This is a genomic window from Microbacterium sp. LWH7-1.2 (assembly GCF_038397755.1).
Lineage (GTDB): Bacteria > Actinomycetota > Actinomycetes > Actinomycetales > Microbacteriaceae > Microbacterium.
This window is the reverse complement of the sequence record NZ_CP151637.1, coordinates 1,319,052-1,332,727: the sequence shown is the minus strand read 5'-3', so window position 1 is coordinate 1,332,727 and position 13,676 is coordinate 1,319,052. Positions and strand designations below refer to the sequence as shown.

General features: G+C 68.3%; 10 protein-coding genes. All 10 read right to left on the bottom strand.

Translation table 11 applies throughout. The annotated features are described in order from the left end of the window. Positions 1-333 precede the first annotated feature (333 nt). The 10 genes from MRBLWH7_RS06340 to MRBLWH7_RS06295 all read right to left on the bottom strand — a co-directional run bounded on the left by MRBLWH7_RS06340 (position 334) and on the right by MRBLWH7_RS06295 (position 13,576). Positions 334-903 (bottom strand): hypothetical protein, encoded by a 570-nt coding sequence (locus MRBLWH7_RS06340; RefSeq protein WP_342000323.1) that lies wholly within the window; start codon positions 901-903, stop codon positions 334-336. 10 nt (positions 904-913) lie between these two features. Next, positions 914-1,339 carry a single-stranded DNA-binding protein gene (locus tag MRBLWH7_RS06335; protein ID WP_342000322.1) on the bottom strand — a complete coding sequence of 142 codons (426 nt, stop codon included), beginning with the start codon at positions 1,337-1,339 and terminating at the stop codon, positions 914-916. Between the two features lie 55 nt (positions 1,340-1,394). Then, entirely contained in the window at positions 1,395-3,167 is a 1,773-nt protein-coding gene (locus MRBLWH7_RS06330; protein WP_342000320.1) for a TraM recognition domain-containing protein, read from the bottom strand. Beyond that, positions 3,164-3,742 carry a hypothetical protein gene (locus MRBLWH7_RS06325; RefSeq protein WP_342000318.1) on the bottom strand — a complete coding sequence of 193 codons (579 nt, stop codon included), beginning with the start codon at positions 3,740-3,742 and terminating at the stop codon, positions 3,164-3,166. Before MRBLWH7_RS06325 ends, MRBLWH7_RS06330 begins: the two co-directional genes overlap by 4 nt. Beyond that, positions 3,739-5,232: an ATP-binding protein gene (locus MRBLWH7_RS06320; RefSeq protein WP_342000316.1), complete on the bottom strand. Its 1,494-nt coding sequence runs from the start codon at positions 5,230-5,232 to the stop codon at positions 3,739-3,741. The genes MRBLWH7_RS06325 and MRBLWH7_RS06320 overlap by 4 nt, the downstream gene beginning before the upstream one ends. A gap of 570 nt (positions 5,233-5,802) precedes the next feature. Further along, the gene (locus MRBLWH7_RS06315) at positions 5,803-7,263 is read right to left on the bottom strand and encodes an SCO6880 family protein (protein ID WP_342000314.1); all 1,461 of its coding nucleotides are present in this window, start codon (positions 7,261-7,263) and stop codon (positions 5,803-5,805) included. A gap of 1,282 nt (positions 7,264-8,545) precedes the next feature. Further along, positions 8,546-9,520 (bottom strand): GDSL-type esterase/lipase family protein, encoded by a 975-nt coding sequence (locus MRBLWH7_RS06310; protein WP_342000312.1) that lies wholly within the window; start codon positions 9,518-9,520, stop codon positions 8,546-8,548. A 58-nt stretch (positions 9,521-9,578) separates the two neighbouring features. Further along, positions 9,579-10,328, bottom strand: coding sequence for an SDR family oxidoreductase (locus MRBLWH7_RS06305; RefSeq protein WP_342000311.1), 750 nt, complete (start codon positions 10,326-10,328; stop codon positions 9,579-9,581). After that, on the bottom strand, positions 10,328-11,251 hold the full coding sequence (locus MRBLWH7_RS06300) for a cyclase family protein (protein ID WP_342000309.1): 924 nt from the start codon (positions 11,249-11,251) through the stop codon (positions 10,328-10,330). Before MRBLWH7_RS06300 ends, MRBLWH7_RS06305 begins: the two co-directional genes overlap by 1 nt. A 90-nt stretch (positions 11,252-11,341) precedes the next feature. Continuing rightward, complete coding sequence (locus MRBLWH7_RS06295) at positions 11,342-13,576, bottom strand: CoA transferase (RefSeq protein ID WP_342000307.1); 2,235 nt, start codon at positions 13,574-13,576, stop codon at positions 11,342-11,344. Positions 13,577-13,676 lie beyond the last annotated feature (100 nt).

The window sequence follows — 13,676 nt, the reverse complement described above, 5'->3', positions numbered from 1 at the left end:
TCAGCGCACGAGCGGTCGAGCAGAACTCGGTGCAGGACGGCGCCGATGGCATCCGGTCAGCCGATGTAGCGGTCCTCACGGGTGCACTGCCCGCGGGCGTGAGCGGGGACGCGCGTCCGGATACCGGTCCTCCAGCGTGCGCACGCGGGTGGACCTCGAAGAATGGCGGCGCCGGGCACGAGACGAACGGCGGCGTCGAGTTGTCGGGAGCCGCCGAGCTCGACGTTTGCGTTTGACCCGGACGAACTTGGGCGCGTTCGCGAGCGGGTATGCGAGCAGTCTGTCTCTCGGGGCGCGCGTGCTACAGCGCCGCTAGCCGAAGCCGCCCCGGGTCTACTGATCCCGGCCAACTCCGTCGGCGACGAAGGCATACTCCACGGCTCGCCGACGCGCGATGTCCTCGACGACGAAGGTGCGGAAGTCGGCCGCCCGATCCTGAATCGGCGCTTCGGCGATCGTGGGCGCGGGGTCTTCTCCCGGCCACGCGGTTTGGCGTGTGGCGCGGTCGCGATCCAGCCGCGAGCCGGACGCGGCTACCCAGTCGTGAAGACGTTCGCGCGCTGCGGCGAAGTCTTGGTGCCAGCCCAGCGGGGCGGATCCGTGTTGCTGCTCGTCGTAGGCGCAGAGCCAGTGGAGGTGCAGGGCTGAGAGCTCCCAGACGAGCTCGGGATGGCGATGCCAGAGCGGCGGAATGATCGACGGGCCGAGTCCGTATGTCCGTCGCAGCCAGTTCACCCACCTGTCGAGCTCAACCCACTCGAACGCGGCGCGGTCTGAGGTGAGAGTGTTCCAGTTCACCGGCCGGGGGATGGAAGGAAGTCCTTCTGGCTCCGCATCCGGCTCATCGGGCGTGGGCGGCTCGAACACGTAGCCCGGGATGTGGAGGGGCTCGTCCGCAGGCATCGGGGTGTCCTCAGAGGGTGACGGGGCGCACGGTGGGCTTGCTCGCAGCCGGCGTCGAGGGCGCCAGCGACGGGACGGTGCGGCGGCGCTGCAGCGTGTAGTTCGTGCGAGCGGAGTCGTGGCCGAGGCGCTTCGCAACGAACTCTTCGGTCTCGACCGTTTCGCCGTCGCGCTGTCGGGATGATGTGTGGGTGTAACCCTCGGCGATGAAGGCGTCGCCCTTGTTGAACATCGCATAGGCGCGTTCGGCGTTGCGGCGGAACATCACGAGGTCGTGGTAAGTCGTCTCGGTCTGAGTGAAGGTGCCGTCGTCGTTGCGCTCGAAGTGCTCCTGCCCGATGCGTGCCCAGAAGCGGGCCTCGCCCTTCGCGTTGAACGCGAGTTGGGGTTCGGACGCGAGGAAGCCGGAGAGCGACTGTTGGGTGTGAATCGTCATCGGATGCTCCTACCGGGGAGGCCGCAGGTCGGCCATCAGTAAGGAGGTGCGTCGGCTATCCCCGGCGCAGTCGCTCCTCGATGCGGGCGCGGTCGTCGCGGAGTTTGGCGCCGTCAGGACGCGAGGTCCATTCACGCAACTGCGTGACGATGGGCGGCGCGGCGCGCAGCATGAGCAGCGCGGTGCCGTACGGCAGGGTGCGGATGACGTCGGGCGGCATGATCGCAACGCGGCGCGTCGATCGCTGATTGGAGCGAAGTCCGCGTTCTCCGACCGTGACGGAGTCGGTGACCTCGTCGCGTTCGCCGATGAGGGTCGAGATGTCCTGAAGATCCCGAGTTCCGGATGCGCCACCCAGCACGATCTTCGCGATGCTCGCGTCCCAGATCGCCGTGGCCGCGTTGTCGCCCCAACGCTGGCGGGCCTGCGCGAGCGATTGGAGAACTGGCATCGTCGTGATCCCGGTGCCGCCGCCTTCCGCCATCAGAACGGGCAGCGATGGCAGCGGCGCGAGGTTTCCGATCTCGTCCAGAGCCAAGAGAATGGGCGGGTCGAGCCGGGCGCCGGGCGAGCGCGCCGCGATCCGTCTGGTTGTCTCCACGAGGTCCTCGACGAGTGCGGCAACCAGCGAGGAGGATGCGCCGGCGCCGGCTCCCGTCGCTAGGAGGTACAGCGTGCCGTTGTGGCGGAGGAACGCCTCCGGGTCGAAGTGCTCATTCTCGCCCGGGCTGACGGCATCGAGGACGCGCGGGTCGGCGAGGGCTGCGAGCGCGAGGGAGACTCCTTGCCAGATGGAGTCGCGCGTGCGCGGGTCGGCATCGATCATCGCCTCGAGTGACGCCGCCCAGCCGACCGCCGCCGCCGGGCTGCTCGTAAGAATCGCGACAGCTTCCTGCGCGGCCGCCGGGTCGAGTGTCCAACGGTAGAGCTCGGCGGGTGAGCGACCATCGAGCGCAGCCGCGTGTAGGAGCGCCTGCAGCGCGGTGCGTGTCTTCCCCTCCCAGAAGCCGCCGTTCTCGACGCCGACGCTCGACAGGCCGGTGCCCGCCGCGAGTCCTGCGGCTCGGATCATCGCCGTGAGCGGGATCTCGCACCCGCGCACGGGTGACCAACGCAATCCCGCCGGCACGCCGGGGGCGAGCTGTTGCGGATCGAAGACAGCGATGGGTCCGCGTTTCATCCGCGCCCGGATCGTCGTCGTCAAGTTGTCCGGCCTTGTGGAGGTCGTGACGACTGCTCCCGGTGCGTCGAGGATCGCGTTGATGACGATGTGGGCTCCCTTGCCGGATCGTGGCGGGCCGATGACGAGGATGGAGTCTTCGACAGAAGTCCAGACCTTCGATCCCCGCGCTACTCCGACGAGATATCCGACATCGCTGGGCTGCGGCTTGGTGACGGATGCCCGCAGATGGGCGGCTCGGGAAAGGAGCGCTCGGTCCGACGCGGCGCGCCGCACGTCGGCAGAGGAGGCGATTCCGGCGATGCGGTTGGGATCCGAGCGGGCGTGGCGAGTGAGGTTGCGGAGAACCCGCCACACCCACCACGCGGCAACGGCGACGAGCGCCACAAGAAGGGCCACGGCAATCCAGTACGCGATCGGATTGAGCCCGGCGGAGCCCAGCGCCACCCCGGGCTCTGCCGGGGTACCGAACACTCCAAGTCCGGCGGCGAGACCACCGGTCGGTTGCGCCGCTCCGGTGAGGAACGCGGCGACGTCGCCGGCGACACGGAGGACCGCGGCGATAGCGATGACCGCACCCAGTCCGAGGAGGGCGAGGTTGGCGAGGCCGTCGCGACCCGAGACATCCAGGTCGAGGCCGCCGTTCACGTGAGGTCTCCGATGACGCAGGTGCCGGAGATGCGCCCCACGAGGACTACTTCGCCTGTGGCGCTTACCTGGCAGATTCCCGGCTCCAGGAGAGCTCGGGCCGAGCCGTCCGCGGATGCCTTGATGTGGCGAACGATGATCGCGACGGCGACGTCCTCGCCGGGGATGAAGCCGACTTCGCCGAGCACTACCCGCGGCGGTGCGATCAACGGTGCCGCATCGATCAGGGCGTCCGAGCCTTGAACGGCCCTGACGAGGGATTCATCGCGCGGCGGCGGCGAGATCGGGTCAAGCTCCCGTTGCAGCGGTCTGGTGATGAGGTCGGAGAAGACCGTGCCGTCGGTCTCGTAGACCAGCACCCGAACAGGGGAGCCGCGATCCTCGAGCACCGAATCGATGACGGCCGCGAAGGACGATCGAACCCACGGTGGGCCGAACCTGGGCGGCTCGAGCGGCGCCCCATCAACGGCGACCGTCATGGTTCCGTCTGCCGCGATCGTCATGGCGATCACCGGAAAGACCGGCGGCACGTTGAGGGCATCTGGTGCTCTCCGCATCGCGTGCGTTGTGCTCATTTCATGCCCTCCGTCATCCGACTGGTGGTATCGAAGGCTGCGAGCTCTGCGGGATGCAGCTGATGCTGCACGACGAAGCTGCGGTCCTTGATTCGCCACAGACCTTGACCGGTCCCGAGCCCCGGCAGCAGGCTCTGCTCAGTTCCGGTGAGCCCGAGCGCGCTCGCGGTGGCGCCGAGCTGGTCGGCTTCCTGACGGTAGATGATTCGGGTCTCGGCGTTGGCGAGGAGGGAGGATGCGATTGCCCGCATTGCGGACCCTTGGTCGCCGACGTTGTCGAGGTCGGAGAGCTTGTGGAACACGAGGAGGTTTGCGATCCCGTAGTGGCGCGCGAGCCGCCACTGGGCGTCCATGCGCCGCAGCAGAGCGGGGTGCGACATCAGCCGCCAGGCTTCGTCGTAGACGACCCATCGCTGCCCGCCGTGTGGGTCGAGGAGGGCGGATTCCATCCAGGCGGACGAGCAGGTCATGAGTACGGAAACGAGTGTCGCGTTCTCGGCGACGCGGGAGAGGTCGAGCGAGATCATCGGCAGGCTCGGGTCGAACGTGACCGTGCTGGGGCCGTCGAAGAGTCCGGCGAGGTCGCCGGCGACGAGTCGTCGGAGTGCATGCCCGACTACGCGGCCGTCTTCCACGAGTCGGCGATCGGCTCGCTGAGACTCGTCGGGGGAGAGGATCCGTTCGACGACCATCGGCAGGATGGGTGTATCGCAGGAGCGAACCGCGTCGGCGAGCGCGAGGTCGATGGCCGTGTGTTCGAGCGGGCTCAGCGGTCGATCGAGCACCGTCTCGGTCAGCGCGCCGATCAGATCGCGGCGACGTGACGCGACCTGGCCGGCCCAGCTCTCATCGGAGAGACCTGACGGGCGGTGACCTTCGTCGAGGGGATTGAGGCGGTTCGACATCCCGTGTCCGAGCACAACCGCCTGCCCGCCGACAGCTTCGGCGACGGCGGTGTGCTCACCCTTGGGGTCACCGGGTACGTACACCCGCCGGCCGAAGGGGATGGATCTCGTGTAGAGACTCTTCACGAGCGAGGACTTGCCGGAGCCCACGATCCCCGCGAGCACGATGTTCGGCGCGGTGATCATCCCGCGGGAGTAGAGCACCCACGGGTCGTAGACGAACGAGGCGCCCGAGTAGAGGTCCTGCCCGACGAAGACGCCTTGAGAACCCAGCCCGCCCTCGGCGAGGAACGGGTACGCGCCGGCGAGGGTCGCGCTCGTGTCCTGATGGCGGGGAAGACGGAGGCGACCGGGTGTGCGCAGCGCGGCAGGCCGTGACTCGCCGGATGCGGGGAGATAAGTGGTCGCCCGCTGATCAGCCCGTAGCGCTTCCCACTGGGCGCGCTGAGCCGCAGAAGCAGTCGCTCGGGAGTCGGCGGCGAGTCGTTGCGATGCTGTCTTCCTTGCGCGGCGGTCCTTTCTGCGTTCCCCGGCGGGGCCCACGAGCACCGCACTGTGGACTCTTTGGTCATCTCGTGCGTTCACAGCGACATCCCGTTTCGTCGGCGGCTCGCGGGCGTCGCCCGGCGGAACGACGAAGGTCGCACTCCCCGTTGGAAGGAGTCGTCGGCATCGATCCGTGGTGCGATCAATTCGGTGAGCAGTACCGGTGTGGTCGGCGACCCCGCCCCCCATGCGATGCGTCCCGAGTGCTGGGATGCCTGGTCTACGGCGATGCCTGCTCGGGCAACGAGGGTCGAAGCGCGTCGGAGCGCACTTGCGGCAGCGTGTGCTTCCTCGATCCCGGCCCAGGGATCGCCGTCGTTCGTGCGTGCGATCGCAGTCTCGCTCGTATGCGCCGAGGCGAGCTGCTCCAGAACCTGTTCGAGCGATCTCAAACCGCCGAGCACGTCTCCGACGACGGTGTAGGTCTCTGCAGGTTGGTCGAACGAGCGTGTGGCGTGCGCGAGGGCGCGCAACGCCTGGCATGCTTCCTCGCCATCCACGACCGGATCTTGAAAAGTGGGCATCGTGCTTCCCCTTGCTGCGGAGTCTTTGAAGAGGTGCGTGTGAGTTCCCCAAGGAAGTTCGCCGTGATCGTTATGGCGCGGCAGGTCAGATGTTTCGGCAGAGTGGGAGGGCAGCCGCGGTAAAAGATTGTGCTTGCTGCCCCACGAGCCGTCGTGTCTCGCACGCTGCCTGCACGGCGGCCTGCTCGATCGCGGCGACAGCGGCGTCGAGCTCCTCGACCGACGATGCAGACACGGCGACGAGGCCGGTGTATCTCAGCACGCCGTGCCCCGCCGCGAGGTCTGACTCCTGCTGGACGACGTCGTTGTATTCGGCGGTGCGCGCGGCATCCTCGATCTGACCGATCTTCGCGCGCTGTGCGGCGTCGGCGAGGAGTCCGACCTTCTTTCTCCGGATGTCCCGCGCTGCGACATCCGCGCGGACCGGAGTGCAGATAAGTGTGAAGGTGCGTTGGATGCCGGAGGTCAGGAGCAGGGGAGAGAGGAATCCGGGAAAGACCTGCGATCGCGGCCACTCAGAGACCCAGAGGACGGCGTGATGTGCAGAGTCAGTTCGCAGACGATCCCACGACTCGGTGACGGCAACGGGGCCCGCCGTGGCGAGAGACCGGCCGATGTCACCGTGGCGCTCCAGGGCCGGTGCGGCGGCGGGGTCATAGGCCGAGCGGAGGGCGACGGCCACCGCGCCCGGAGTCAGCCACTCTGAGGGTGTGAGGTCCGCGGCGCGCAACGCTGCGGCGAAGGTCGTCATCTCCTGGCGCAGGACGCTGGCGGCTCCCTTCACACCGCCGCCCGCGGCGCGGATCTGTCGAGCTGCGGCGCGCGTGTCGAGTGCGAGAGAGATCGTTGTCGCATGTCGTTCGCCAGCGGGTCCGGCGCGCTCGATGAGCTCCTTGTATGTCACTGCGGGCCAGCTGCCATCGTCACTGCCGTGCCGGGTCCACCATTCAGCGAGCCCGCTGCCTGAGCTGGGGACCGTGCGCTCGCAGATCTGCACTCGGGCGATGCGGCCCGATCGGCAGACGGTTGCGAGCACGCGGCCCCATCCCGCGACACGTCGTTCCTGCTCGCCGCTGTCGAGCAGGACGAACGCGGGATGGCTGATGCTGACCACGGCGGTCAGCGTCTGGGCGTGCGGGTCTTGGATCATTGCCGCGCCCGTCTCCGGGTCCACCCACTCACGCAGCGCCGCGGCGTCTCCTGGGAGGGCGAGCGTGCCGGCTGGGCGGGGGCGCACGACGTCGGCCCGGAACCGAAGCTGGCCGCCGATGCTTCGCCACACCCAGCGAAGGGCAATAGGAACCCACTCGATCACCTTTCGGCCGCCGAGCGGGACAAACGAGAGAATCAGGCTGGTCGCCCAGACCGGCGAGGTCAGGCCGAAGAGGATGCCGCCGCCCACGTAAACCGCGGTGGTGAACGCGATGAGCCCGATGGCGAGAGTGACGACTTGGGCCAACGACAGGCCGAGCAGCACGCCACGCTTGGGCAATCGCGAGAACTGCACCGGCCGAAGCTGATGTGCTTGATGAGAGTTGGTGATCATGCGGGTGTCCTTTCGCGCGGAGCCGGGACCGGACGCGGGGGAGTGGCCGTGGGTTTCGGAAGGGGAGCGGCAGGAGCTCCAGATTGGGTTGCCGTCGCGGGTGGCAGCTCGGTCGGTGCGGCGCCTTCGGCGTGCCCTGAAGCGGCGGCGCCCGCTGCGGAGCCGAGCTTGGGACCGGCAGCCGCTGCCTTGCTGACCACCTGGCCGCCGATGACAACCGCCGCGGCGGGGCCGGCGGCGGCCGCAGCGCCCGCGCCACCTGCCCCCGCGGCTCCCGCTCCGGAAGCTATCGAAGAAGCGGTCCCGGAGCCGCTCCCAGACGGCCATCGCATTCAGCGACGGATCGCGGACCGAGCGTTCGAAGGTCCGGGTGTGGAGCGCTCTGACCGGGGGGTCTCGGCCCGCCCCCGGTTGTCGTCGTCAATGCCGGCTCGCCCGTCGTGCGAACGGGAGAAGTACTTGGCCCGCGAGGACGGCGGGCTGCCGAAGGGAACTCCTGGAGCCTCTGCCATCGCGCGGCACCGTCCCATAGGGCGGGCATCTGAGCGAGGGCGTGTCGGCGGGCGGCTTAGCGTGAAACTGTCGGGCCAAAGGAGGCGGCCCAAAGAGTGGAAGGCGGCACCATGCTCAGTGAGCACATCCAGCACGGAACGGCCCTCGGCTACCGGCAAGGATGCCGATCGCGGGGCGGGTGCGCCAACCACGGATCGGCGACATATATGACTTGCGTGGACGCGGCGCTGGCCCGCAGAGCCGACTTCATGGTGTCTCGACTTTCCGCCGAAGAGAGCGTACTGCGTCACCAAGGCCGACCGGTCGAGTCGGTCGTCCTGGCTCGACCGGAGGGCATGGAGTCGTCGACCCGTGTACCTCCGGCCCCGCGCGCGTCCGCGCGCAGAAAGGGCTCACGTGGAAGCTCAATCGTGCAGCACGGAACGTCCACGGGTTACCTGAAGGGTTGTCGGAATCACGACGCTTGCCCTAAGGGCAGCAACGGACTGAGTTGCAATGAGGCGCGAAACGCGACGCGGAGGCGCCGCGCGCGAGAAGTCGGAATCGCATCGCCGCCGGAGGTCGTCGATGCACGGTCTGCGGCGCACCGGATCGAGGAGCTGAGACGCGTCGGTCTCTCCTTGAGAACGATTGCGGGACTCACTCTCGTGGGCCGAACTACGATCGCGAATGTCGCCGCCGGATCGGTTACAACGATCCGACAGGAAACGAGCGCTCGTATTCTTGCGGCTCGGCTTCCTCCTGCCTAGCGATGACCGTGACGACCGCGTCAGCGCAGCGGTCCGATCGCGTTCGCGATCGCCTGTGCAAGGAGCTCGTGACCCTCGTCCCCCGGGTGAATCCCGTCGACCAGCTCATCGACGGTCATGATCTGCAGGCCCCTGACGAGAGCGACGTCTGCGTACTCGGCCGCCGCCGATTCGAGGGCCTCCCGGAGGTCATTCAGCGTCGCACCGAGCCGGTTCGGCGTGTCATCGGCATCCGGCCGAACGATCGGGCTGACGAACACGATGCGTGTGCTCGGCCAGGCGTCCCGGATGGTCGTCAGAAAGATCCGGAGGGCTTCGGCGATCGCGACCCGAGTGGTAGGCGGGAACGTCCACGCGTTGGTTCCGAATGCCAGGACGACCGCGGCAGGCGGGCGCGGCGAGGCGGCGAGCTGTTCCGCCACGGCCACTTCGCCGCGGGCGGCGCCCGCGAACCCCAGGTTGCACACCTCGGCCCCCAGCATCCTGCCCACCCGCGCGGTCCAGGCCAGTCCTGGATCGCTCGTCGACCACCCTTGGACTATCGAATCGCCGTACGCGAAGACCAAGGGATGGTCGTCGACCGGCTCAACGGCACGCTCGCTCTCGATTGCGTGGATCGAAGGCCGGAGGGCCTCGGGGAGGTGCAGGACGAACTCCTGGGCCGAATCGGATACGGATGCCTCGCCCTCCAGCTCCAGAACCGCCGGTGATCCGGCTGTCGCCACTGCGGAGGCCACCACTCGATCGCCGAGCCACAGGGTGAACGTGTCCGGTCGTGTCGGCGGGGAGAACGGGTGGGGCTCGCCCACGTCGAAGTGCACGACGAAGCGGCGGTCACACGAACGGAACGCAAGGTGCATGCCCGCGGGGATGGTCGCGGTGTCGGCGGTGTCGGCGGGCAGCCGACGGTCCTCGGTGTCGAGGCGCGGCGCGCCGAGTGCAGGTCGGAGTTGGATTCCGCCGCGGAACAGTGGTGCGGGGTCGGTGATGATCACCGCAGCCCTCCTTCGTCGCGGTGCGACCATTCCATCGTGCTTGGGATGCGGGACCTGCTCAATAGAGAGTCTGCCCGCCGTCGGCTGAGTAGGTCGCGCCCGTGACGAACGCTGCGGCGGGCGACGCAAGGAACGCGACGACCTCCGCGATCTCTGTCGGAGACGCGAGCCGCTGGATGGTTCCCGGCGGCGGTGTGTACTCGGAGAGCCCCCATTTGCGCAGGGTGGTGGCGTACATGGGGGTGTCGGTCGGCCCTGGGCAGACGACGTTGCAGCGAACGGGCACTTCAGCGTACTGGCGGGCGATCACTCGGCTCAGGCCGACGATCCCGCTCTTGCTCGCCGTGTATGCCGGGCCCCCTGGGGCGCCCAGCGCGGCGGCCGAGGCGAGGTTCACGATCGCACCCTGGTCGGACAGCGACAACTCGGGGAGGGCGTACTTGCAGGTGTAGAAGAAGCTGGCCAGGTTCACGGACAGGATCTGCTCGAACAGCGCATCCGGGGTGTCCGCCACCCTGCTGTCTTCCGCGCGCGTGACGCCGTGCGAATTGATCAGGGCATCGATGCGACCGAATCGCTCCTTCGCTGCGGAGATCAGAGCCTGTGCCTCCCGAGGATCTGCCAGATCGCCCGTGAACGTCTCGACTTCACCCTGTGGCCAGGCAGGTGTCGCCAATCCGCCGGCATCGACGTCGGCCACGACGATCGACCACCCGCGTTGGGCGAGCAGTTCGCCGGTCGCGCGGCCGATGCCTGACGAGGCGCCCGTGATGATCGCGACAGGCGCAGCCGTCGCCCTGGCGGCCATCAGGCGATCGCGATCGGGTTGACCGGGCTGCCCGTCCCGCCCACGACCTTCATCGGGGCGATGACGAGGAAGCACTCATGAACGCCGTCGGCAGCCATCCCTCGAAGATCGGCGAACTCGAGCAGGTTGATCCCGCGGTGGACGAGCAGCTTCACATGGACGGAGAGGAGCGTTTCGTCGCAGGGGAGGCATTCGACGGCGCCGTTGTCGCTGCCGACGAGCGCGATGTCGTATCGGTCGATGAAGTCCACGGCGCTCTGGTCGATGCCTGCCTGTGCGGCCGACAGTTCGGTGCCATTGGCGAGCGAGTCGTAGAACGAGTCGATCCACCCTGTCCGGACGAGCAGGATGTCGCCCGGCCGGATCGATGTTCCCTGCGCCTCGCGGACCTCTTCGAGCACGTCGTCGGTAATGCGGAACATCGGGTCCAGCCAGGGGACGCCGAGGTGCGCGGCGACGTCGAGCATGACCGCACGACCCGCCACGCCGTCGACCTGGTGTATCGAGTTGCGGGCAGCTCCGCCGTAGGAGCCGAACGTCGAGGTCTCGAAGCCGTTGTACATGTGGTCGTCGTGATACACATGGCATAGCGCGTCGAGGTGCGTCCCGCTGTGCGTGCCGAAGATCAGAAGGTCCTCGTTGCCTCCCGCGCCATCGGTCGGGATGTCCATCGCCTCGCCGAAGCTCTCCCAGAACGCGCCATCCGTCTGCGACGCCAGCGTCAGCCGCTGTGCCGGTCCGCGGTACTCGAAGACGGGGACTCCGCTGCGCTGAATGGGCAGGCCGAGGGAGTAGATCTTCCCCGTCCGCAGCACCTCGTAGTCGGATGCGCGCTTGGTGTCGTCGATGAGGTTGAGCGCGCCGCGCTCGTCGTCGGCCCCCCAGCGACCCCAGTTCTTCTTGGGTGCGGTCGTCTCTGGCATCTGACGTGCTCCTTTGCTACGCGAGATCGTTCGTTTATTCGATCAGGATGATCGAATGTACGACCACGGTAGCGCGCCGTCCCCTGAGACTCAACCGTGCGGACGCATCTGGCACCCGAACTCACGCTCCAGGCTGTCGGTGTCCGAACCGAAAGGTGCGGGGAGCTCTGCCACCACCATCCGCGTTCGAGAGAACCGAGCCACAGGTCCTGCGAAGGTCACCACACCGTGATCGGCTGTGAGGGCGGCGATGCGGAGCCCGCGTGCGGCGGCGAGCCCGTCCGGCGCCATCACGTCACTGAGAGACAGCACGGGCTGCGCACCACCTCCCAGCCGGACGACGAGATCGCAGGCGGCTGAACGGTCGAGGTGTAAAACCGCCTCACCGAGCGTGCGCGCGGGGTCAGCGGCCGCATCCGCGCCGAACTCCGCTCTGACCCGAGCAAGCGATTCGGCGGGGCAGTGGACGGAGATCCATCCGTCCGCGGTCCGGTGCACTCCCCGCACCGACTGCTCTCCCGGCTCGGCGTCGACGGCCGCGCGATGACCGGCGATCCACGTGATCTGCTCCAGTGCGGTCGCGCTGAACAGCGAGGTGCTCAGGTCCGCGCCCACTCCTGACCGCGCTCGCTGAAGCAGGCCGAGCACGACACCGAAGGCGCCCAGTGCGCCGGCGGCGTAGTCCGTGAAGAACCAGCGGGGCCGGTCGATGATCGGCGACGATCCGCTCGCGGGCATGGTGCCGTCGAGCACGTGATCGGTGAGGCCGCTTGCGACGTTCGCGATCTCGGCGAATCCGCGATGCGCCGCCCATGGTCCCGTCGTCCCGAACGCGTTGAGGTAGAGGGTGACGATGTCCGGGCGCAGACCTCTCAGCGACTCCGGATCCACTCCGAGACGCTCCGCCGTCCCCATCGTGAAGTTCTGGATCGCGGCATCGCACGAGGGAACGAGGCCGCGAAGCCATTCCTGACCGCTCTCGGTCTTCAGATCGACGATCGCCGTGCGCTTGCCCCGGTTCAGCTGCACGTGCATGAGCGGTTCGGGGAAGATCGCACGGCTGGTGGCAGGGTCAGCCCCGATGCGGATGACGTCCGCCCCCAGTTCCGCGAGCAGCCTCCCGGTCGTCGGGGCCGCGACGACGAGCGACATCTCGAGGACTCGAACGCCGTCCAGCGGCGGCCGCTCGTCAGGCCCCGTCGCTGCCGCCGCCCGTGCGGATGACTCCTGTGCGGGCACCTGCGAGGCCCGCGAGGCCACGGCGATCCCCGGGACACTGACCTCCCCTCCTTCGGGGTCCGCGGTGCGCACGACGGCGCCGGACCGGATGGTGGCCGGCTCTTCGAGCCACTCCGCCGTCGAGCGGACCATCGCGATGGTGCATCCGGCTGCCCGGCCGATGCGTTCCCACTCGCCGGCGGGTCGCTCACGGAAAAGTTCGACGAGTCTGTCCCGGAGGCGGTCTCCGGCCGAGGCATCCGTCCAAAGGAGCTCGTAGTCGACGCTGCCGTCGTCGATCCAGTCATCACGCCCCGCCGCCGTCAGGAACCACAGAAGGTGGCGATGCCAGTTGGCGAGGAAGGTGACGTGTCGTCCGTCCTCGCACACGTAGACGCCGCTTCCGAAGCTCGTGAACGGCGGAGGATTCCGTTCGAAGGTCATCGCCCGCGAGCCGCTGGCCTCGAAGAGCGAATCGTGGAGTGGCACCTCGATCCATTGGCCGTGGCCGTCCCGCTCGCGGGCCAGGAGTCCCGCCGAGATGGAGAGCGCACCGTGGATCGCCGCGAAGACGGATGCCAGCGGCACATCCGACGCCATCGGGGGAGCATCATCGGGGGCTTGCGCATCCGCATACATGCTTCCTGTGTCCGGCGAGGCGTACGCTCCTGCGGAAGCCATTACCGGGCCCTCCCAGCCGGGCACCCCGGCCCGAGGGTCGTTGCTGCCGAAACCCGGAAGCGAGCAGTACACGAGCTGCGGCGCCTCCTCGAGCAGATACTCGTGTCCCAAGCCGAGTCTCGCCATGACTCCCGGCCGGAAGTTCTCAATGAGCACATCGGCCTCGCGCGAGAGTTCGATCAGCGTCGGCCCTCCGTCCCCCTTGAGGTCCAGCTCGAGCGTGGTGCGATTCCGCAGAAGCGCGGTATTCGCGGGCGAGCGCCACCGCGGACCCCCCGGTCGCTCGATGCGAACGACGTCGGCGCCCTGATCGGCGAGCAGCATCGCCGTCATGGGGCCGGCGATGTACTGACCGAGGTCGAGCACGCGGATCCCCGAGAGAGGACCCTCGCGCCTTCCGCCCCAGACGCCTGCGAGCTCCGTCATGCGCTTCCCCTTCGAAGTGCGGGTGGATGCGGCCCTGACCTCACGCTCCGCACGTCCCAGGATGCGCATGACCGCGGTGCCCACTCGAACGGATCCCACC